The sequence below is a fragment of the Salibacterium aidingense DSM 18341 genome, assembly GCF_000429685.1.
GTDB classification, from domain to species: domain Bacteria; phylum Bacillota; class Bacilli; order Bacillales; family Marinococcaceae; genus Salibacterium; species Salibacterium aidingense.
This window is the reverse complement of the sequence record NZ_AUCI01000001.1, coordinates 234,723-256,009: the sequence shown is the minus strand read 5'-3', so window position 1 is coordinate 256,009 and position 21,287 is coordinate 234,723. Positions and strand designations below refer to the sequence as shown.

17 protein-coding genes are annotated in these 21,287 nt (G+C 44.4%); 14 read left to right on the top strand and 3 right to left on the bottom strand.

Annotation, left to right across the window (positions count from 1 at the left end; genetic code table 11):
• Positions 1-195 precede the first annotated feature (195 nt).
• The 11 genes from G475_RS0101215 to xylB all read left to right on the top strand — a co-directional run bounded on the left by G475_RS0101215 (position 196) and on the right by xylB (position 13,795).
• Positions 196-1,284, top strand: a complete 1,089-nt coding sequence (locus G475_RS0101215; RefSeq protein WP_026699700.1) for a TRAP transporter substrate-binding protein — start codon at positions 196-198, stop codon at positions 1,282-1,284.
• A 146-nt stretch (positions 1,285-1,430) separates the two neighbouring features.
• Complete coding sequence (locus G475_RS0101210; RefSeq protein ID WP_026699699.1) at positions 1,431-2,009, top strand: TRAP transporter small permease; 579 nt, start codon at positions 1,431-1,433, stop codon at positions 2,007-2,009.
• 11 nt (positions 2,010-2,020) lie between these two features.
• Positions 2,021-3,301, top strand: coding sequence for a TRAP transporter large permease (locus G475_RS0101205; protein WP_026699698.1), 1,281 nt, complete (start codon positions 2,021-2,023; stop codon positions 3,299-3,301).
• Between the two features lie 33 nt (positions 3,302-3,334).
• Positions 3,335-3,592: an HPr family phosphocarrier protein gene (locus tag G475_RS0101200; RefSeq protein WP_026699697.1), complete on the top strand. Its 258-nt coding sequence runs from the start codon at positions 3,335-3,337 to the stop codon at positions 3,590-3,592.
• Between the two features lie 389 nt (positions 3,593-3,981).
• Positions 3,982-5,319 (top strand): extracellular solute-binding protein, encoded by a 1,338-nt coding sequence (locus tag G475_RS0101195; RefSeq protein WP_026699696.1) that lies wholly within the window; start codon positions 3,982-3,984, stop codon positions 5,317-5,319.
• Between the two features lie 64 nt (positions 5,320-5,383).
• Entirely contained in the window at positions 5,384-6,322 is a 939-nt protein-coding gene (locus G475_RS0101190; RefSeq protein ID WP_026699695.1) for a carbohydrate ABC transporter permease, read from the top strand.
• Between the two features lies 1 nt (position 6,323).
• Positions 6,324-7,145, top strand: coding sequence for a carbohydrate ABC transporter permease (locus G475_RS0101185; RefSeq protein WP_026699694.1), 822 nt, complete (start codon positions 6,324-6,326; stop codon positions 7,143-7,145).
• 37 nt (positions 7,146-7,182) lie between these two features.
• Positions 7,183-8,754, top strand: coding sequence for a glycoside hydrolase family 43 protein (locus G475_RS0101180; RefSeq protein ID WP_026699693.1), 1,572 nt, complete (start codon positions 7,183-7,185; stop codon positions 8,752-8,754).
• Positions 8,755-8,761: 7 nt separating this feature from the next.
• Positions 8,762-10,867 (top strand): glycoside hydrolase family 52 protein, encoded by a 2,106-nt coding sequence (locus G475_RS0101175; protein ID WP_026699692.1) that lies wholly within the window; start codon positions 8,762-8,764, stop codon positions 10,865-10,867.
• Positions 10,868-10,959: 92 nt separating this feature from the next.
• Entirely contained in the window at positions 10,960-12,282 is a 1,323-nt protein-coding gene (xylA, locus tag G475_RS0101170) for a xylose isomerase (RefSeq protein ID WP_026699691.1), read from the top strand.
• 13 nt (positions 12,283-12,295) lie between these two features.
• Entirely contained in the window at positions 12,296-13,795 is a 1,500-nt protein-coding gene (xylB, locus tag G475_RS0101165; RefSeq protein ID WP_026699690.1) for a xylulokinase, read from the top strand.
• A gap of 499 nt (positions 13,796-14,294) precedes the next feature.
• Here the strand turns inward: xylB and G475_RS0101160 are convergent, their stop codons facing one another.
• Genes G475_RS0101160 through xylF form a run of 3 tightly spaced genes read right to left on the bottom strand, consistent with a single transcriptional unit; the run spans position 14,295 to position 18,041 of the window.
• Positions 14,295-15,425, bottom strand: coding sequence for a sugar ABC transporter permease (locus tag G475_RS0101160; protein WP_026699689.1), 1,131 nt, complete (start codon positions 15,423-15,425; stop codon positions 14,295-14,297).
• The gene (locus tag G475_RS0101155) at positions 15,415-16,920 is read right to left on the bottom strand and encodes a sugar ABC transporter ATP-binding protein (protein WP_051302084.1); all 1,506 of its coding nucleotides are present in this window, start codon (positions 16,918-16,920) and stop codon (positions 15,415-15,417) included. Before G475_RS0101155 ends, G475_RS0101160 begins: the two co-directional genes overlap by 11 nt.
• A 41-nt stretch (positions 16,921-16,961) precedes the next feature.
• Positions 16,962-18,041, bottom strand: coding sequence for a D-xylose ABC transporter substrate-binding protein (gene xylF, locus G475_RS0101150; RefSeq protein WP_026699687.1), 1,080 nt, complete (start codon positions 18,039-18,041; stop codon positions 16,962-16,964).
• Between the two features lie 210 nt (positions 18,042-18,251).
• Here xylF and G475_RS0101145 point away from each other — a divergent pair, with 210 nt between their 5' ends.
• The 3 genes from G475_RS0101145 (at position 18,252) to G475_RS0101135 (ending at position 21,163) form a co-directional block, all read left to right on the top strand.
• Complete coding sequence (locus G475_RS0101145; protein ID WP_026699686.1) at positions 18,252-19,427, top strand: ROK family protein; 1,176 nt, start codon at positions 18,252-18,254, stop codon at positions 19,425-19,427.
• 274 nt (positions 19,428-19,701) lie between these two features.
• Positions 19,702-20,400, top strand: a complete 699-nt coding sequence (locus G475_RS0101140; protein WP_026699685.1) for a GntR family transcriptional regulator — start codon at positions 19,702-19,704, stop codon at positions 20,398-20,400.
• A gap of 1 nt (position 20,401) precedes the next feature.
• Entirely contained in the window at positions 20,402-21,163 is a 762-nt protein-coding gene (locus tag G475_RS0101135) for an SDR family oxidoreductase (RefSeq protein ID WP_026699684.1), read from the top strand.
• Positions 21,164-21,287 lie beyond the last annotated feature (124 nt).

Here is a 21,287-nt window from a genome sequence, read left to right as displayed (position 1 = left end):
AATGGATGCGTCGGCAGAGGAGAAGGTCCGCTGCCCAGCAGATAACCTGCTCCGGGAGTCTATTCTCCGGAAAGTGCCATTCGAATGGAAAGTACATACTTACCGAACAATGTTGGTGTGAATCAGCGGGAGCTGTATACACTGCTGCTGGTTCTTCCATATAAATTATTATTTATAATCTTGAGGGGGAGGAAAATGAAAAAAGTATTTCTGGCAAGTATATTCTCGCTTACACTGATTGGTCTTACAGCTTGCGGAGGAGGAGAAGAAGCGGATTCCGAAAATGGAAGCGCTTCCGAAGGAGAAGATACAGCATCGGAAAACGGTAACGATTCAAATGGTGAAGCATCCTACACTATTGAAGCGGGGATTGGACTTAATAACGAACATCCCCAATATGAAGGGCTGCTTGAGTTTAAAGATATTGTAGAAGAAGAAACAGATGGAGATATTCATGTAGAAACATACCACAGCGGTCAGCTGGGTGATGACCGGGAGATGATGGAAGCATTGCAGCTGAATACCCAGGAGGTGACCATTCCTTCTACAGCTCCCATGGCCAATTTTGTGGAAGAATTTACTGTATTTGATTTTCCATTCTTATTTCCAAATGAACAAGTAGCGGATAAAGTACTGGATGGAGAAATCGGGGACCGTCTGCTGGATAAATTAGAAGAAGAAGAAATGGTTGGGTTAGCCTATTGGGAAAACGGATTCCGTGATCTTACAAACAGTCAGCACCCGGTAGAAACAGCAGAAGACTTTAACGGTCTTACCCTCCGTACGATGGAAAATGACCTGCACCTGGATGCCTTTGAAGAACTGGGAGCCAATCCTACCCCAATGGCCTTTGGCGAGCTGTTCACGGCCATGCAGCAAGGAACGGTGGATGGACAGGAAAACCCGCTGGCAACCATCTATCTGGAAGGGTTTTATGAAGTACAGGATTACTATTCCGATACCCATCATGTATATAGTCCATTTGTTTTTCTCATGAGTAAACAGTTTTATGACAGCCTTCCGGATGAATATCAGACTATTGTGAAAGACGCCGCAGTGGAAGCCGGCGAATTCCAGCGGGAGCAGAATCGTAAAGCCAACGAAGAGCTTCTTGGCAGTCTTGAGGAAGAAGGCATGGAGATAACAGAAGTGTCGGATGAGGCCCGTTCTGAAATGGCAGATATTGTCCAGCCTGTTATTGATCAATATGCCGAAGATATCGGTACGGATTTCGTGGATGAAGTATATGAAGCTGTAGAAGAAGCGGAGGAAAGTGTAGAATAAATAGAAATTGGAAGGGACTGTCCGTCACAGTTCCTTCCCTTCATAAGAATAGAAAAGATCGGAAAAGAATTATTATTTTAATGGTTTTAGAAGCTCATTGTTTTGTTTATCTTTTCTTGTTAAGAAGAAGAAGGCAGGTGGAATGAATGCGCGTTGTACGCTGGCTGGATGAACATTTTGAAGAATTTCTGCTCGTTGTGTTTTCCTCGATCATGGTTGTTGTTATCGCGATGCAGGTATTTATGCGTTATGTCATGGGGGACTCCTTGTCCTGGTCGGAGGAACTGGCACGATATTGTTTCATTTGGCTCGTTTATATTGGCATCAGCTACGGGGTGAAAAAACAGAGACATATTAAAGTAGATGCCATGCTGATTTTTTTTAAACAACGAGGAAAAATTGCGATGAATATGCTGGCCAATCTTATATTTATGATTTTTGCTATCGTTATTATTTATTATGGTCAGGATATAGCGTTACGTATATGGGAACTGGGACAGCAGTCCCCGGCCCTTCATCTCCCTATGGGGGTGGTTTATCTGGCGACTCCTGCTGGTATGGGACTGACGGTCATAAGATTAATACAGCAGCTTTTGAAACAGGGGAAAGCCCTCTTTGGAAAAGACTCCTTTGAAGTGGAAATGGAGCATCAAAAAGCGTTAGAGGATCAGGAAGATCTGGTAGAAGATGTGAACCAAAATGAGCGTCCGGATCCGAAAGGTTAGGAGGAACTTCAATGACAGCAGCGATCTTATTTGTTAGTTTTGCGATCCTTTTATTATTAAGTGTGCCGGTAGGGATTGCGCTGGGTCTGGCGACGCTCATTTCGATTACCTATTCCGGGGCAATGCCGGTAGAGTTTCTAGCGCAGGAACTGGTAACGTCTGTGGATTCCTTTCCATTAATGGCGGTGCCGTTCTTTATTCTTGCGGGAGAGATAATGGGAAGAGGCGGCATCACGGACAGATTGTTCGGCGTTGCCAATGCTCTTGTAGGAAATAAAACGGGCGGTTTTGCGATTGCAACGATTATTACATGTATGTTTTTTGCTGCGATTTCCGGTTCGGCTCCTGCTACGGTTGCGGCTATCGGGGGAATTATGATTCCGGCCATGGTGCGCATGGGGTATGATAAACGATTTGCGACGGCAACGGTGGCCGCTGCCGGATCGTTAGGGGTTATTATTCCACCAAGTATTCCGATGGTTATTTATGGTGTAGTCGGTTCCACCTCGATCGGGGACTTATTTATCGCAGGTATCCTGCCAGGAATCATTGTAGCCATAGGCTTAATTATCTATGCCTATTATTATTCGAAAAAAATGGGCTATAAATCTTCCGATGAAGCTTTTTCCTGGAGAGTATTTGGGAAAACAATCTGGCACGCCAAATGGGCGCTGCTTATCCCTGTGATCATCCTGGGCGGGATTTACGGAGGCGTTTTTACCCCAACAGAGGCGGCAGTGATTGCTGTTGTTTACGGACTATTTGTCAGTATGGTATTACATCGGGAATTAAGCATTACCCAATTACCCGGGGTTATTTCCGCAGGTGCTTTAACTACAGCGACGGTTCTTATTATCGTGGGGACCGCCACCGCCTTTGGAAAGTTGTTAACGCGCGAACAGATTCCAAGTCAGGTGGCCGATGGTATGCTGTCCGTTTCTGAAAATCCAATTGTACTAATTTTATTAATCACTTTACTGTTATTAATAGTAGGCTGCTTTATGGATACACTTGCAGCTATTATTATATTAACGCCGCTTCTTCTCCCGATTGCGGCAGATATCGGATATCACCCTGTCCACTTTGGGATCATTATGATTGTCAATTTGGCAATAGGGTTTATCACCCCGCCGTTAGGCGTTAATTTGTTTGTCGGCTCCGGGATTTCCGGGTTGTCGCTGGAAGAACTGTCAAAAGCAATTATTCCGTTTTTCATAGCGATGCTGATCACCTTGTTTATTATTATATTTATTCCGGAACTCTCGATGTTTTTACCGTCGTTCCGAGGATAGGATGAATACAAATGAAAGCGGCAGGAGGTAAGGATGGAAGAGTTTCAGAAAAATATTATCATTCAGATTGAGGAAAATCAGACGGTGATAGAACTGGGGCAGCTGCTTCAGCCATTCAAATCGGAAGTCTATTTGATGAATCGTTCGGAAGGGCATGTGGTCGAGGCAAATGTGAAAAGCCTGCTTGGCCTGGTTAGTATGCATATTCAAAATGGAGATCAGGTAACTGTCCGCGCCGTTGGGTCTGATGCTGAAGAAGCTGCAGCCAAAGTTATTAACTTTTTGACCTAACTATTAATTGAATATTTTTTTAAAACAGCGGGGGACAGGGGCATGGCTGAAACGGCCATGCCCTTAGGTCTGTTTTATACTAATATATTTTATAATATAGAACATTGTTTTATTAAATTGACAATATTCCTCATTCCATTTACTATGGTTCCTAGATAAACGTTTAAAGTGGAACCAAAATGATTTAATAAATTATCTAAAAATGACTTGTAAAATAAAAAAACATCAGTTACTATGTAATAAAACAACTAAGTTTATCGGATGAACAAACTAACTAAACAGCTATCATTATGTGAAGGAGGGCGATAACAGACGAAAGGCCAGATGGAGCATTTTTTATTTTTTGTATTTTGTAAGCGATATCAAAAAGGATGGGGGTTTTGTTTATTTTGAAAAATCTATTATTTCTTTTAATGGGAGCTGTATTGTTGATGGCTGCCGGATGCCAGCCTTCCTCGGAGAACATGGAAACACCGGACGGAGAATCGGAGTCCGGGGGAGAGTCCGGGGAAGAAGATAGTTCTGAGGATGCTGCTTCCGAAGGCGACGACGTATTATCGGTGTGGCATATTGAAACTGGTAATGCCCAGGAAGTGCTGCAGGAAGCGGCGGATCGATTTGAAGAAGAGCATGACGGTGTGACGGTGGAATTGAACCAGTATCAGAATGATGCCTATAAAGAACAGATAATCACAGCGATGGGAGGAAATTCTCCGCCCGATATTTTCCATTCCTGGGGAGGCGGCTGGCTTGAAAACTTTGTCAATTCCGATCAGGTCATGAACGTAACGGATGATGTGGAAACGGATAGATTTTTACAGACAGGCCTTGATACAGTCACCTTTGATGATGAAATCTACGGGGTGCCTGTAGGGATGGAACTTACTCCTGTATGGTATAACACAGAAATATTTGAAGAGCATGGCCTGGAAGTACCTGAAACTTATGATGAGCTGTTAGAGGTTGTGGAAACGTTAACGGCCAATGATATTATTCCGTTTGCCCTGGCAAATCAACCCCAGTGGCCCGGGGCGTTCTATCTTATGTACTTAGCGGAGCGCACGGGAGGCCCGGACTTATTCGATGAAGCGTTTAATCGTTCCGGCAGAACATTTGATGATGAAGCCTATGTCGAAGCGGGAGAAAAAATTCAGGAATTGGTTGAAATGGGTGCTTTTCCTGATGGTGTAAATGGAATGAATTACGACAATGGGCAGTCCAGGCAGCTGATGTATTCCGGAGATGCGGCAATGGAAATCATGAACAGCGGTGCCATGCTGAATAACGTAAGAGATGAAATGCCTGAATTCGAGGAAAATTTAGATTACTTCTTGTTTCCTGAGATTGAAGGCGGAGAAGGTAGTCAGAATCATGCTGTCGGCGGTGTAAGTCCCGCATTTTCAGTTTCTGAAAAAACCGAAAATCCGGAGCTCGCTGTCGAGCTTCTAAAGGAATTGAGCAGTCAGGAAACGGCGCAGGGATTATCTAACCGAAGCGGAAATATCTCAGCCATCAAGGGTGTAGATTATGAAGATGACTATGTGGAGCGGTTAAGCAATACGCTGAATGAAGCAGATTACCTGCAGACGTTTTATGATCAGACGCTGCCTCCGGAGGTAGCGCAGGTCCACTTAGATACCACGCAGGGACTATTCGGCCAATCAATTACTCCAGAGGAAGCAGCGCAGGAAGTGGAAGAAACAGCGAAGGAAACGTTGGACGAATAACTTGGCTGCATCAGGCTGTTTTCCTACAGCCTGATGCACTCCTTAAAATAGAGGTGAACTTCTTTTGGCGATAAACGAACCGAGTCAGCAATTAAATACAAGTGCAGGCACATATAGAAAAAAAGAAAAAAGAAAAAAATTCCTGGTGATTCTGGGCTTTATGGCTCCGGCTCTAATTATATACGGGTTATACGTCGTCTATGCCATCGGAATGACCTTTTATTACAGTATGTTTGACTGGTCAGGAATTGATGCGAACTTTGATTTCATCGGGATTCAGAATTACATTACATTATTTCAGGACCTAACCTTCTGGCAGTCATTAAAGAATAATACCCTGCTCATTGCTGCGTCCTTATTTACTCAGATACCTCTCGGGCTGATCATGGCTTTATTACTCTTCAGTCCGGTGAAAGGAATGAGGTTATTCCGCACGGTGTACTTTATGCCGTTTCTGATGTCTACCGTTGCCATTGGTATTCTTTTCATCTATATCTACGATGCCAACTTTGGGCTGGTTAACCAGCTGCTTGGAGCCGTAGGGCTGGATTCCCTGCAGCGCGGGTGGCTTGGTAATGAGGATACAGCAATCTGGGCGGTCATCGTGACGATTTGCTGGCAGTTCGCCCCGTTTTATATGATTCTATTCCGAGCTGCGATTGTAGGAATTCCGGAAGAATTGTATGAGGCGGCGGACATCGATGGTGCGACGGGATGGAAGCGGTTTTCAAACATCACATTTCCGCTGTTGAAACCAATTATCGTGACATCTGCTATTTTGTCCATTATCGGGGCTTTGAAGTATTTTGACTTAATATACATCATGACAGGCGGAGGCCCTAATAATGCCACGGATTTAATGGCTACGTATATGTATGATCAAACCTTTACCAATTTTAACATGGGATATGGGAGCACGGTGTCTTCCATGATGTTTATCATCGCATTCATCGTTACGGTAATTATTATCACGTTAGACAACAAACGAAAGGCGGATTATTGATATGCTGAAAAAAATCAAGCAGACCCCGCTGTACATCGTTGCGATTCTTATTCTTTTATTCACAGGGCTCCCGTTTTTCATCATGCTGAATACATCGTTTAAAGATCAGGGAGAATTCAGTTCTGCCCCCTGGGCATTACCAGAGAACTTCTCCTTTGAAAATTATACCGCCTTGTTCGAAACCAACTTCTTTCATTTCTTCTGGAATAGTTTAGTAGTTTCCGTGATATCGGTCGTGCTGGTTATTATTTTCGGTGCTATGGCCAGTTATCCCATCTCCAGAATGAAATTCAAGTTAAACCGGCCGCTGCTGCTGTTATTTATGGTCGGAATGATGATTCCCATTCATACCACGTTAATCCCAATTTTTTTGCTGACACAGAATCTGGGGCTTTATAACACAATATGGGGATTGATAGGTCCTTATGTTGCGTTTGCTCTTCCGATATCGGTGGTTATTTATACGCAGTTTATGTCAGAACTGCCGAAAGAACTGGAAGAGTCTGCAAAAATTGATGGCTGTGGACATTTTCAACTGTTCTGGAAGATTCTTTTTCCTTTATTGATACCAGCCACTTCCACAGTCGCCATTTACAATTTCATTCATATATGGAATGAATTTATCTTTGCTTTGGTTCTGACGAACTCAGATGAAGCGGCCACGCTCCCGATTGGGTTAAGGGAATTTTATGGAGAGTTTTCTGTTAATATTCCGGGGTTGATGGCGGCCCTTTCCTTAGCCAGCATTCCATTGTTACTGGTATATTTTGTTGCTCAGGAAAAAATTATCAAGGGATTGGCTGCAGGATCGGTAAAAGGATAGCAATTGTTGAATACCCTTACAGAAAGGCGGCTGTAACATGACAAAGAAAATAGTAAATCCAGTACTTCCGGGCTTTCATCCTGATCCTTCTATTCTCAGGGTGGGAGATGATTATTTTATCGCGACGTCTACCTTTGAGTGGTTTCCAGGGGTGGAACTTTACCATTCGAAGGATCTGGAACATTGGGAGCTTCTGCCCTCGCCATTACAGAGAAGGTCTCAGCTTGATATGATAGGAAATATTGATTCCGGCGGGGTGTGGGCCCCATGTCTCAGCTATTCGGACGGTCTTTTTTATCTCATCTATACAGATATGAAAAGCAGAACAGGAGCTTATAAAGACTCCCATAATTACTTAGTAACAGCTGAAAATATAGAAGGGCCATGGTCTGAACCCATCTATTTGAACAGCAGCGGGTTTGATCCTTCTCTGTTTCACGACGAAGACGGCAGCAAATGGCTGTTAAATATGCTGTGGGATTATCGATCCGGAAACCACTCTTTTGCCGGGATTGTTATTCAGCAGTATTCTCCGGAAAAAAGAAGGCTTGTCGGACCGGTCACTAATGTTTTCAAGGGGACAGAACTTGGCGTGACGGAAGCTCCCCACGTGTATAAGCGGAATGGCTACTATTATTTAGTGACAGCAGAAGGCGGAACTGGTTACGAACATGCCGTAACCATCGCACGCAGTCCTTCTCTTTTCGGCCCTTATGAAGTAGATCCAACCAACCCTGTATTGACATCTCATAGAACCGATGCCTATTTGCAGAAGGGCGGGCACGGAAGCTTGGTCGAAACACAGCAGGGCGAATGGTATCTTGCTCATCTATGCGGGCGCCCCGTAAAAGACGGCCGGTGCATCCTCGGAAGAGAAACAGCACTACAGAAATGTTACTGGACGTCAGATGACTGGATCCGTGTTGAAGGGGGAAGCTCCCCGCAAACAGAGGTGGAAATACCGGATCTCGAAGAATTTTTACCGCAGCAGGAAGAAAATGTTGATGATTTTACCGGTGAAAACCTGAAGCACCATTGGAAATCTTTGCGGCGCCCATTCACCAATGATTGGGTTTCTATAAAGGAAAGAGAAGGCTATCTCCGATTAAAAGGCGGAGAATCGCTGAACTCTCTTCATCGTCAAAGTTTACTCGCCAGGAGACTGGACAGCTTTGAGGCGGAAGTCGAAACATGTCTGGAGTTTTCTCCGGAGTATTTTCAGCAGATGGCCGGTCTTATTTTTTATTACGATACAGAAGACCACGTGTATCTTAACGTCAGTCATGATGAGGAAATGGGAAGATGTTTAGGAATCATTGAAACGACAGCCGGCAAATATGAGGAGATCGTCCGGAAAATTTCCTTGCCGGAAGAAGGACCCATTTATCTTAAAGGAATCGTCAACCGGGAGCGGCTGCAGTTCTATTATTCTACGGATGGAGAGGAATGGGAAAAAATCGGCGGGGAAGCGGATATTTCTCACTTATCCGATGATAATGCAGATTACATACGCTTTACAGGCACCTTCACTGGAATGTGCAGCCAGGACTTGAGTGGAGCCGGAACTCCGGCAGATTTCAAATATTTTCACTATACAACAGGAAAGTAGGTATAGGATGAAAAACAATCATTTTTTTAATGCCCATCACTCTCCAATTGGAGCTTTTTCAAGCTTCACGTTAGGGTTTCCTGGTAATGGAGGCGGTCTGGACCTGGAGCTCGGCCGGTCTCCTCGAAAAAATGTCTACATAGGTCTGGAATCCCGGGAAGACCGCGGCATCTATTATGCTCTCCCTTTTTTTGGTGAAAATGAAGATGAAAGTCAGCGGTATGATATGGAAAATCCAGACCCGGATCCTGATAAGCCGGACATTATTCACTCGTTTCCAAGAAATGAGGTGAAGCGGGATTTCAACGTGGGGACAGATACATGGGAAGCCGGGGACCTTGCTTTCACTATTTATTCACAGGCACAGCCTGTCCCCGATCCGGAAACAGCCTCTGACGGCGAAATGAAACTCTCCCTAGTGCCTGCCGTTTTGGCGGAAGTAACGATCGATAATACGAAAGGGACTTATCCAAGAAAGGCCTTTTTCGGGTATGAGGGAAGTGACCCTTACAGCTCTATGAGAAGGCTTGATGATACCTCAGATCAAGTCAGTGGAGTTGGGGAAGGACGGGTGACAGCTGTTGCGTCTTCAGGAGATGCTTCCTCCGCCCTGCATTTCAGCCTCGAAGATATACTAACAACAGAATATAAAGAGAATTGGACTTTTGGGCTGGGAACAGTGGGTGCTATGGTAATGGAAGTGCCTGCGGGACAACGAGCATCCTATTCGTTTGCGGTATGTTTTTACCGGGGCGGAACGGCAACAGCTGGGTTGGATACCTCGTATTACTATACCAACTATTTTTCCAGTATCGAGGAGGTGGCGGAATTTGCCACCGCTCATTTTCAGGATTTAAAAGAAAGAGCTCTATCTTCCAATAGCTTGGTGGAGGCATCTCACCTGTCTGCCGATCAAAAATTTATGATGGCACATTCCATTCGCAGTTATTACGGCAGCACGCAGCTTCTCTTCTATGATGGTAAACCCTTCTGGGTGGTGAATGAAGGGGAGTACCGCATGATGAACACATTTGATCTGACAGTGGACCAATTGTATTACGAGCTGAAAATGAATCCCTGGACGGTAAGAAACGAACTGGACATGTTTATTCAACGGTACAGTTATATCGATCAGGTGCGTTTTCCCGGGGAAGAGCAGCTGCATCCCGGCGGAATCAGTTTCACCCATGATATGGGGATCGCCAATACGATCAGCCGCCCGCATTATTCTGCCTATGAGTTGGCCGGGATTGAAGGCTGTTTTTCCCATATGACACATGAACAGCTGGTGAACTGGATTTTAACAGCGTCCGTTTATGTAGAGCAGACCCAGGATGAGAAATGGATGACAACGAATGTTGCGATTTTTAAGCAAACCTTTGAAAGCCTGCTTCACCGTGACCATCCTGATCCCGCAAAACGTAATGGCCTTATGGGGCTGGATTCCAGCAGAGTTAGGGGTGGTGCTGAAATCACCACATATGACAGCCTGGATGTTTCGTTAGGCCAGGCGAGAAATAATGTCTATCTGGGAGGGAAAATCTGGGCTTCCTATGTGGCACTTGAAAAAATATTTAAAGAAAATGGGGAACCGGAATTAAGCAGAGAAGCGGGAGAACAGGCGGAAAAAACGGCAAACACGATCGTCTCGAACGTCACCTCTGAAGGATATATTCCCGCTGTAATTGGAGAAAACAATGATTCTAAAATCATACCGGCCATCGAGGGCCTGATTTTTCCTTATTACACAAACAATCAGGAAGCATTGGATCCAGAAGGAAGATTTCGTGAATACCTCCATGTGTTAAGTACGCATCTGCAAACCGTACTGAAAGAAGGAAGCTGCAAATTTGAAGACGGTGGATGGAAAATTTCATCGACCAGTAATAATTCTTGGCTGAGTAAAATCTATCTTTCCCAGTTTATAGCAAGGAAGATACTTGGTTTGAAGGAGGAAGACGATGGAAAAGCCGATGCTGCCCACGTAACGTGGCTGACTCATCCCACGTTATCCGTCTGGAGCTGGAGTGACCAAATCATATCAGGAGAAATTGTAGGAAGCAAATACTACCCGAGAGGTGTAACCAGTATCTTATGGTTGGAAGAAGACTAAGGGAAATGGCGTTTCGAACTTTGTTTATCTGATAGACAAAGTAACTTTAGAAAGTTATAATAAAATGAAATCGATTTTAGGGGGAACCATCAATGGCCTATTTTAATCAAATGGATAACGTACAGTACGAAGGACCACATTCAACGAACGCTTTTGCATTTAAATACTACAATCCAAACGAGCAGGTAAATGGGAAAACGATGGAAGAACATCTGCGTTTTGCGGTGGCCTACTGGCACACGTTTGTGGAAGATGGATCAGATCCTTTTGGCGTCGGAACGATGGAGAGGCCGTGGGATGTATATACGGGAATGGATTTAGCAAAGGCCCGGGTGGAAGCAGCATTTGAAATGTTTGAAAAGCTGGGGGTTCCTTATTTCTGTTTCCATGATGTGGATATTGCACCGGAAGGAAATACATTAAGAGAAACGAATAAAAATCTGGACATTATTGTAAGTATGATTAAAGACTATATGAAAGACAGCAAAACAAAGCTGTTGTGGAATACAGCGAATAATTTTACACATCCCCGCTTTATTCATGGCGCCGCGACATCCAACAATGCAGATGTTTTCGCCTATACCGCGGCTAAAGTGAAAAAAGGTCTGGAAATCGGCAAAGAACTCGGAGGGCAAAACTATGTCTTCTGGGGCGGCCGCGAAGGTTATGAAACGCTGTTGAACACAGATATGAAACTTGAACTTGATAATTTAGGCCGATTTTTCCATATGGTCGTAAATTATGCCAAAGAAATTGGATACGACGGTCAGTTTTTAATTGAACCTAAACCAAAAGAGCCGATGAAGCACCTTTATGATTTTGATGTGGCCACCGGGTATGCTTTTTTACAGAACTACGATCTGACGGACCACTTTAAGTTCAATATTGAAGCTAATCACGCCACGCTGGCCGGTCATACGTTTGAACATGAACTTCATTATGCCCGGATTCATAACATGCTTGGTTCGGTCGATGCGAATCAGGGTGACCTATTATTGGGGTGGGATACAGATGAGTTTCCAACAGATCTATATTCTACGACTCTTGCCATGTATGAAATTCTGAAAAACGAAGGATTAGGAAAAGGCGGTCTGAACTTTGATGCAAAAGTCCGCAGAGGTTCGTTCAAACCGGAAGATCTGTTCCACGCCCATATCGCCGGCATGGACAGTTATGCGGTAGGGTTAAGAGTTGCCCAGCGTCTGCTGAAAGACAAAGCACTGGAAAACATTCTGGAAGAACGGTACAGCAGTTATTCAGAAGGTATTGGCTCCGCTATTGTTCAAAATAAGACGGACCTTCCCCAACTGGAAAATCATGCGCTGGATTTAACAAAGATTGAGCATCAATCCGGACATCTTGAAAAAATAAAGTCAGTCCTTAATCAATATTTGCTTACCGAATTTTCCCAGTAAAGGAGCAGGAGTTATGCAATTTTTTATTGGAGTCGATCTTGGTACCAGTGCGGTGAAGGTTCTGTTGGTGAATGAAAAAGGAGAAGCCGTCGATGAAGTATCCAAGCCTCTTTCCCTTCTGCAGCCCCAATCGGGCTACAGCGAACAGAACCCGGCCGAATGGGTGGAACAGACGATAAATGCTTTGGCAGCATTGATGAAGAGGTTTGAAGGAAAACAGGAGGAGATTAAGGGGTTAAGTTTTTCCGGGCAGATGCATGGATTAGTATTATTGGATGAAAAGAATGATGTGCTCCGGAACGCGATTCTCTGGAATGATACGAGAACGACGAAGCAATGCCGGGAAATTAACGAAACGCTGGGAGAAGAGCGTGTATTAGAGATTACTAAAAATCCGGCATTGGAAGGGTTTACTCTTCCTAAGCTGCTCTGGGTAAAAGAAAAGGAGCCGGAGCTATTCCAAAACGCCCGTACTTTCCTGCTTCCTAAAGACTACCTGCGGTATACACTTACCGGCCGGATTCATATGGACTATTCCGATGCGGCCGGGACCCTGATGCTGGATATATTGCATCGGGAGTGGAGCAGGGACATTTGTGAAACGTTTGGGGTAGATTTGTCTTTATGTCCCCCTCTCGTGGAATCTACAGCGAGGGTGGGCACCGTCTCCTCTGCTGTTGCGGAAAAAACAGGACTGTCTTCCGATATGCCGGTTATTGCAGGCGGAGCGGATAACGCCTGTGGTGCGGTGGGCTCAGGAATATTATCAGAAGGGAAGACATTCTGCAGTATCGGTACATCTGGCGTTGTTCTTTCGTATGAAGCAGACGGTTCCAAAGACTTTGAAGGAAAAGTTCATTATTTTAATCATGGAGCCCCGGGAGCCTATTACACCATGGGCGTGACGCTGTCCGCCGGTAACAGTCTCCGCTGGTTTAAAGATGTATTTGCCGAAGAGGAGACGTTTGAAGATATGGTGAAGGGTGTAGAGCACCTCCCTGCTGGAGCGAACGGACTGCTGTTTACCCCGTATCTTGATGGAGAACGAACTCCCCACGCCGATGCTGCTATCCGTGCCAGCTTTATTGGGGTAGACAGTTCCCATACCAAAAAAGATTTTGTCCGGGCTGTCATGGAAGGCATTACGTTCTCTTTAAAAGAATCGGTAGAAATATTTAGAGAAAGCGGAAAAACAATTGATACTATCATTTCTATCGGCGGCGGGGCGAAAAATGATACATGGCTGCAGATGCAGGCAGATATTTTTGATGCCACCATTGTAAAATTGAAGAGCGAACAAGGACCCGGTGTAGGAGCAGCCATGCTAGCGGCCTTCGGAAGCGGAGGATTTTCAAGTCTTCAGGAATGTGCTGATGTTTTTATAGAAGAGGATAGAGTATTCCAGCCCCGCCCGCAGGAAGTGGCAGCCTATAAAGAACTGTTCCAGATATATCAGCAGGTCTACAGCCGTACGGCCGCCATCAATGAACAGCTCGTACCATTTCGTGGATAATGAAAGAAAAACCATCCCAAAACAATATATTTCCGAACGTTCTGGTAGTGCCCCGCAAAGGTTATTTTTCCGCAAACCTTTGGGGGCAGCCCCTTCTGCTGTGAATCCGTTCGGGAATTTTTTTGCGTGATGCTGCCAAAATGGCTAATTAATCCTGTCCCCTATGTACTTATAAAAAGGCGGGATCAAAAGAACAGCGGTTGAAGGTGCTCAACCGCTGTTTTTGAGAAGCTAAGAAAGTATAATTATTTTAGGACATATATAATCAATATGCTATTTCGAAGAAGCAGTGAAAGGCGGGCGGGCACCTGCGGGAAAGAATAAGGCGAAGCCCCGGCAGGATAAGCCCCTGAGACTCGTTCAAGGAGGCGGAAGGCCATACCCCGTGAAAGCGTCTCGCCTGCACGGATCTGCTGTGAGAAATACAGGCTTTTATGGAAGGAAGCAGAGGACGAATAAGCTCGGGAGCTTGGGTGAGTTTGCCCAGGCTTAGTTTTTCCTATTGTTTTTTCGATGAAATATCCAGCCAGACAGCGAGGATCAGGATCAATCCTTTAACAATATTCTGCCAGAACGTCTGCACATTCAACATGCTCATTCCATTATCAATGCTGGTCATAATTAAAGCTCCAAGCAAAGATCCTATGACAGTACCGGTTCCTCCCATAAGGCTGGTGCCGCCTATGACGACAGCTGCAATAGCATCCAATTCGTACATTTCTCCGGCTCCGATTGTTGCTGCGTTCAACCGGCTTGTCAATATTATGCCGGCAATTGCAGATAAGGCTCCCATTAACATAAAGACAATTAGAATGTTCCGCTTGATGTTAATACCGGAAAGCAGAGCGGCTTCGTGATTGCCGCCAATGGAATAAAGGTGCCGCCCGAATGCTGTGTTATTCAAGAAAAAAACAAACAGCATGGCAACGAAAGTTAAAATTAACAGAGGCATGGGGATTCCTTGATACCGGCTTAGATAGTAAACAAGAATCAATGCAAAAGCAGAAGAAGCCAACACTTTCCCGTAATCAACAAATGGCGTATTCATACGCAGATCTAGGGCTTTGCTCTTTTGACGGGAACGAAATTTCAATACGACGATACCTGCTATGAAAATAATGGTTAGTACATATCCGATCGAATAGGGGAGATAGCTTTGCCCAACAGCCATAAAACTTGGCTCTAACGGTGCTATTGTCTGGCCGCCGCTAATCCCAAGCAGAATCCCTCGAAAAATCATCATTCCGGCTAAGGTGACAATAAAAGCAGGGATCCCCCTGTAGGCCACCCACCAGCCCTGCCAAAGCCCAATAAGGATTCCCGCGGCAATCGTAGCCAAAATCACCCAAAATGTATTCCAGCCAAACCATACCTGGAGAATGGCAGCAATTCCTCCTGTCAGACCCAGGAGAGAACCGACGGAAAGATCAATATTACCCGAAATAATCACGAGGGTCATTCCCACTGCTAATACACCTATAACGGTCATTTGCCGAACTAAGTTCGTAATGTTTCTTGAGGTTAAAAAGTCACCGTTTGTCAAAATGGTAAAGATCACTACAATAAGAAGAAAGGCGATAATTAGGGCATAAGCTCGTATGTTCATTTTAAAGGATAACTTATTTAACATGACTGGGTCCTCCTGTGGCCATTTTCATAATACTTTCCTGATCGGCTTCATTTCTTGGGATTTCTCCGGTGATGGTGCCTTCTGCCATTACCGCTATCCGGTCTGACATCCCTATCAGCTCGGAAAGCTCGGACGAAATCATGATAATGGCTACTCCTTCTGCAGTAAGCTCATTCATTAAATGATATATTTCTTGTTTGGCTCCAACATCAATACCTCTGGTCGGTTCATCCAGTATTAATACTTTCGGAGCTGTTAACAGCCATTTGCTTAGTACAACTTTCTGCTGGTTCCCGCCGCTCAATGTATTGACAATCGTCTGCAGAGAAGGGGATTTCACCCTCATTTTATTTACGACCTGCTGCGTTTGATAGATTTCTTGTTCTTTGTCCATGACCCCAAAAGAAGTAATCTGAGGAAGGGATGATAAGGTCGTGTTTTTTGCCACATCCATTCCGGTCACCAAACCGAAACGTTTTCTGTCTTCAGATACATAGCCTACACCCTGCTGTATGGCATCTTTTGGGGATCGAAACAGGACCGGCCTTTCATTCAAGTAAATAGAACCAGAGGGAGTCCCTTCATATGCTCCGAACAGACTCATGGCAAGTTCTGTACGTCCTGCGCCCATTAAACCGCCGATGCCGAGGACCTCTCCCTTGTTTACTTCGATATTGATATCGTAAACCAGGGGAGTGTGCCCGCCTTTTTTTGTAAAAGAAAAGTTCTCGGCGGAAAAAACAGGCACTTCTGTTTTATTGTTTTGATAGGGAAAAAGCTCCGTGAGCTCTCTCCCTACCATTGATGAAATAATTCGATTTTCTGTGGCCTCCGATTGATCGATGGTTTCTATGGTCTGCCCATCTCTAAGAATGGTAATAGAATCAGCAATTCTCAATACTTCTTTTAATTTGTGGGAAATATAAATACAAGTGATTCCTTTGGCTTTAAGATCTTTTAAAATGGAAATAAGAATATCTACTTCTTCTTCAGCCAGCGCAGCTGTAGGTTCATCCAGAATAATGATGTCGCTTTCTTTCTCCAGGGCTTTAGCAATTTCCACTAATTGCTGCAGGCCAACCCCCAGGTTTTTAATTTTTTCATTGGTCGGGATCGTTAAACCAATGTAGTCGAGTAACTGTTGGGTTTTGGAGTGAAGCATGCTCCAATCGATAAGTCCATTCGTCTTAGGCTCATTTCCCAAGAAGATATTTTCAGCGACAGATAATTCCTGAACCAGGGCCAGTTCCTGGTATATGATGGTGATGCCCGCCTCTTCTGAATCTTTGATAGAATCAAAGTTTTGACGTTTTCCATGAATGTAAATGTCTCCCTCATAGGATACAGCGGGGTGCACGCCGCTGAGAATTTTCATAAGCGTTGATTTTCCGGCTCCATTTTCCCCGCAGAGAGCATGTATCTCGCCTTGTTGTACCTGAAGATTCACTTGATCAAGTGCCTTTACTCCAGGAAATGATTTTGAAATATTTTTCATATTAAGAATAGTCAACTTTTATCACCCTGCTCCCAGACAAATTACTCTTCGTAATCAGGTCGTTCTTCTTCCGGCACTCCTTCATATACGTCTTCAAAGTCATGAAAGCCGTCTTCAATAATTGTGTCTACCATATTGTCCTCATTTACGGAGATCGGGTCGAGTAGTACGGATGGGATGTTGTATTCCCCGTTCTCTACTTCTGTGTCGGCTTCAAATTCTTCCCCGTTTCCTATGGTGACAGCTAGTTCCGCCGCCCGGGAAGCTATTTCCGTAATAGGTTTATATACCGTCATGGACTGAGTGCCTTCGACTATACGCTGGGCGGCAGCCAGGTCAGCATCTTGTCCGGAGATGGCCACTTCCCCGTCTAAATCCTGGGCATTCAAAGCCTGAATCGCACCGCCGGCCGTATTGTCGTTGGAGGCTACAACAGCATCAATATCGTTGTTATTGGAAGTGAGGGCATTTTCCATAATGTCCAGAGCTTCTGTTGCAGACCATTCATCGGCCCATTGATCTCCTACCACTTCAATGTTTCCTTCGTCGATCTCCGGCTGCAGCACATTCATCTGCCCGTCTCTGAAGACCTGGGCATTGCTGTCCGTCGGCGCTCCACCTAATAGAAAGTATTTTCCTTCCGGAACTTCCTCCACTAAATATTCGGCCTGCATTTCTCCTACACGTTCATTGTCAAAAGATACATAGGCTTCAATGTCGGTGTCATTAATCATCCGATCGTAAGCAATCACTGGAATACCCTGTTCCTGGGCTTGAGAGGCAGCAGCGCCTATACTATCGGAGTTATCCGGTATAATAACCATGACATCTACATCCTGCGTGAGCATCGTTTCTACCTGACTGTTTTGTTCAGCATCATCCCCATCAGCCGATTGTACAATTACTTCATCCGCTCCAAGTTCTTCCGCCTTTTCTACGAAGATATCGCGATCATGCTGCCACCGCTCCAGCGTCAAGTCAGCAACGGACAATCCAATTGTTAAATTACCATCGTCTTCCCCGGATTCCCCGTCTGCGTCATTGTCCACATCCTGACCGCATGCACTAAGGATCAAAATAAGTACAAGTACAGCGAAAAGTGATACTTTTGTCCCCTTCATAATAAGTCCTCCTCAAAATTTTCAATTTGTTTTTCCGATAAACAAAGTATAATACCTAATTGAAAGCGGTGTCAATCATGATTATAATTTTGTAGTAATAATTTACTGATGTAAAAGGTTTAAAGGATGAAATAAAATAAAATAACCCTTATGAAATATTTTCTTATATGCTATTATGTTTAATAAATAAACAAACAGTGGAGGAATGACATGCAAACGGGCGATCAGGAACTGGTGAAAAAAATAAATAAGTCTATTGTACTCCAAACAATTCAAGCATCCAGTCCCATTTCGAGAGCACAGATTTCGAAGGACTCTGGATTAAATAAAGCGACCGTATCAGGGTTGGTCAATGAATTAATGGAGGAACAATTTGTACAGGAGATTGGAACAGGTCTTTCAAGCGGAGGACGGAAGCCTGTGATGCTCTACTTTAACAAAAAAGCCGGGTATGCCATTGGGATTGACTTGGGGGTGAACTACATCTTAGCCGTGTTGACGGACCTGCAGGGGGAGGTAATAGAAAAAATCGAAGAACCCTTAGAGAATACCTCTCTTGATGTGGTACTGCCAATGTTGAAAAATGTGGTCCAATCCCTGATGGACAGAAAACCTTTCAGCGCCTATGGCGTTGTTGGTATAGGAATAGGCGTGCCGGGGATTACCGATAAGAACGGGAGAATATTGTTCGCACCGAATTTAAACTGGGAACAGGTTAATTTAAAACAGGAACTGGAAGAGAACTTTCAACTCCCCGTGGTTATAGAAAACGAAGCCAAAGCCGGGGCGCACGGAGAAAATATTCACGGCGCAGGAAAATCAAGCAGAAACTTTGTATATATCAGCATGGGGATTGGGATTGGCACTGGTATTATCATCAACAATCAGTTGTATAAAGGAGCAAATGGCATTGCCGGAGAAATGGGGCATTTTACGATCGATGCCAACGGCAAAAAATGCAGATGCGGAAATAAAGGATGCTGGGAATTATACAGCTCGGAAAGCGCGTTATTAGAACAAGCTAAATCGCTGCCTTCCTTACAGGAGAGAGAGATTTCACTGGATATGCTGATACAGGAAGCCGAAAACGGGAATACAGAGGTGATCCCTTTGTTTCATCGAATTGGAGAATATGCCGGGATCGGATTGACCAATGTCATCAATACGTTTAATCCGGAACAGATTATCATTGGGAACCGCCTTTCCAAACTTCAAAATTGGTTGATTAATCCTATTCACCATGTTCTGGAACAACGCCTGCTGCCTTATTATTATCAAGACCTTTCTATCACGTTCTCTCAATTCGGTATTGAATCCTGTGCTTTAGGCTCAGCCGCTTTTTCGGTGGAAGCCTTTTTCGCAGAGAATAAAGTAACCGTTTCATAAAGTAGTGCTGAAGGGGTGGACATATATTCCGTTATTTCTTCCATTTTTCCTATTTTGAAGGAGCAAGCGGACATTTGTGCCGCTATTTCCTCTTTTCTGCGTGAAAGAAGCGGTCCAAGAGCCGGATAGCGGAATAAATGTCCGTGGCTGCTGCGTGCTGGAAGCGCTAATAGGAAAATAATGTTATTAAACCGTTTACAAAGCAATGTTTTTTCTGTAAAATTAAGTTGTATACAAGGTATACAAAAAAAGAGAGAAAGGAAGGGAGGATGTGGTGCCGTTTCCTGTTGAAAAGTTGAATCCTTCTTCCAAAGGGGAAGAAATTGCTGGTTATATGCGCTATGAAATTATGACAGGAGAGCTGAAACCAGGGGAAGTGGTCTCAGAAAACTCGATTGCTGATCAATACAAATCGAGCAGATCTCCCTCCAGAGAAGCCCTGCGTATCCTTCAGCATGAGGGACTGGTCCAGTTAAAACGGATGGGGGCTGAAATTATAGGAATCTCTCAAAAAGATGTAGAAGAGTTAAATGACATTCGTTACCTCATTGAAAGTTTTGCCATGAAAGAATGTGCTAGGCAAAACAATGAAGAACCTACAGCGTTTTTGCACTTCACGGTAGAAAAAATGAGAATTGCTATGGCTAAACAAGATTATGTTGAATTAGCTGTGCAGGATATTTCCTTTCACGAAGCTATTATTAAAGGCAGTGAACATACCCGGATTTATCATGTGTGGAAAAACATAGAAAAATTAATTATGACGGCATTATTGACGGCGACAGAACGAAGGGTGTCTACAGAGGCAGAAGGAATATATGAAGAAGTATTAATACAAACTCATCTGGATATTGTGAACGCCATCGCAAGCGGGAAGGAAGAAGAAATGGAAGCGAGCCTTCAAGCCCACTTCGAAGATACCAGAGCCACGGTAAATAACAGTGTGTTTATCCATAAGAAGGAAACGGAGTGATATGGTTTTGTTTACGAATGATACACTGCAGGGGAAGACAGCGGTAGTAACCGGAACGACAAGAGGGATTGGAAAGTCCATTGCTGTGGCAATGGCAGAGGCCGGGGCTGACCTTGCTTTAATTCAGCGCTCTTCTAACGATGAAACAAAACGGGAAATTGAAGCGTTAGGTGTAAATTGCACTATTTTTCCATGTGATTTGAATAATGTAGAGGAGATTAAGGCGGTTATTCCGGAAATAAATCGCACCATGGGATCCATTGATATTCTCGTCAACAATGCCGGCATTCAGAAACGGCATCCCGCTGCAGAATTTCCAGAAGAGGACTGGGACCAGGTGATGGATATCAACTTAAAGGCTGTCTGGATCCTGTGTCAGGAGGCAGGAAAGCTCATGGTATCGAAAGGAGACGGAAAGATTGTAAACGTTGCTTCTCTTTTATCCTTTCAAGGGGGGATAAATGTCCCGGCTTACGCCTCCGCCAAAGGAGCCGTAGCTCAGCTTACGAAAGCTCTTGCTAATGAGTGGGCTCCAAAAGGCGTTAATGTAAACGCCTTAGTTCCAGGATATATTGCAACGGAAATGAATACAGCCCTGATTCATGATTCTACGCGGAGCCGGCAGATTCTCGAAAGGATTCCGGCCGGACGCTGGGGCGAAGCAGACGACTTCAAAGGCCCGGCTGTATTTTTAGCCTCTCCGGAATCCAATTATGTACACGGCCATCTGCTGGCAGTAGATGGGGGATGGATGGGCAGATAAAGGGAAACTTCCATCGGTGGAAGATTTTTATCATCTTTCGGATCTGGGTCGTACAGGTCCGGAAACGGGAGTTTTTACGGATGTTTAGCATAGGAATAAATAAAACACATACATAGAATAAATG

Bases quoted from the DNA above. Each gene is read 5' to 3' on its own strand.
- G475_RS0101155 (WP_051302084.1), bottom strand. From the start codon at position 16,920: ATGAAAAATATTTCAAAATCATTTCCTGGAGTAAAGGCACTTGATCAA.
- G475_RS0101145 (WP_026699686.1), top strand. From the start codon at position 18,252: ATGCAAACGGGCGATCAGGAACTGGTGAAAAAAATAAATAAGTCTATT.
- G475_RS0101205 (WP_026699698.1), top strand. From the start codon at position 2,021: ATGACAGCAGCGATCTTATTTGTTAGTTTTGCGATCCTTTTATTATTA.
- G475_RS0101200 (WP_026699697.1), top strand. From the start codon at position 3,335: ATGGAAGAGTTTCAGAAAAATATTATCATTCAGATTGAGGAAAATCAG.
- xylB (WP_026699690.1), top strand. From the start codon at position 12,296: ATGCAATTTTTTATTGGAGTCGATCTTGGTACCAGTGCGGTGAAGGTT.
- xylA (WP_026699691.1), top strand. From the start codon at position 10,960: ATGGCCTATTTTAATCAAATGGATAACGTACAGTACGAAGGACCACAT.
- G475_RS0101185 (WP_026699694.1), top strand. From the start codon at position 6,324: ATGCTGAAAAAAATCAAGCAGACCCCGCTGTACATCGTTGCGATTCTT.
- G475_RS0101175 (WP_026699692.1), top strand. From the start codon at position 8,762: ATGAAAAACAATCATTTTTTTAATGCCCATCACTCTCCAATTGGAGCT.
- G475_RS0101180 (WP_026699693.1), top strand. From the start codon at position 7,183: ATGACAAAGAAAATAGTAAATCCAGTACTTCCGGGCTTTCATCCTGAT.
- xylF (WP_026699687.1), bottom strand. From the start codon at position 18,041: ATGAAGGGGACAAAAGTATCACTTTTCGCTGTACTTGTACTTATTTTG.
- G475_RS0101215 (WP_026699700.1), top strand. From the start codon at position 196: ATGAAAAAAGTATTTCTGGCAAGTATATTCTCGCTTACACTGATTGGT.
- G475_RS0101160 (WP_026699689.1), bottom strand. From the start codon at position 15,425: ATGTTAAATAAGTTATCCTTTAAAATGAACATACGAGCTTATGCCCTA.
- G475_RS0101210 (WP_026699699.1), top strand. From the start codon at position 1,431: ATGCGCGTTGTACGCTGGCTGGATGAACATTTTGAAGAATTTCTGCTC.
- G475_RS0101135 (WP_026699684.1), top strand. From the start codon at position 20,402: ATGGTTTTGTTTACGAATGATACACTGCAGGGGAAGACAGCGGTAGTA.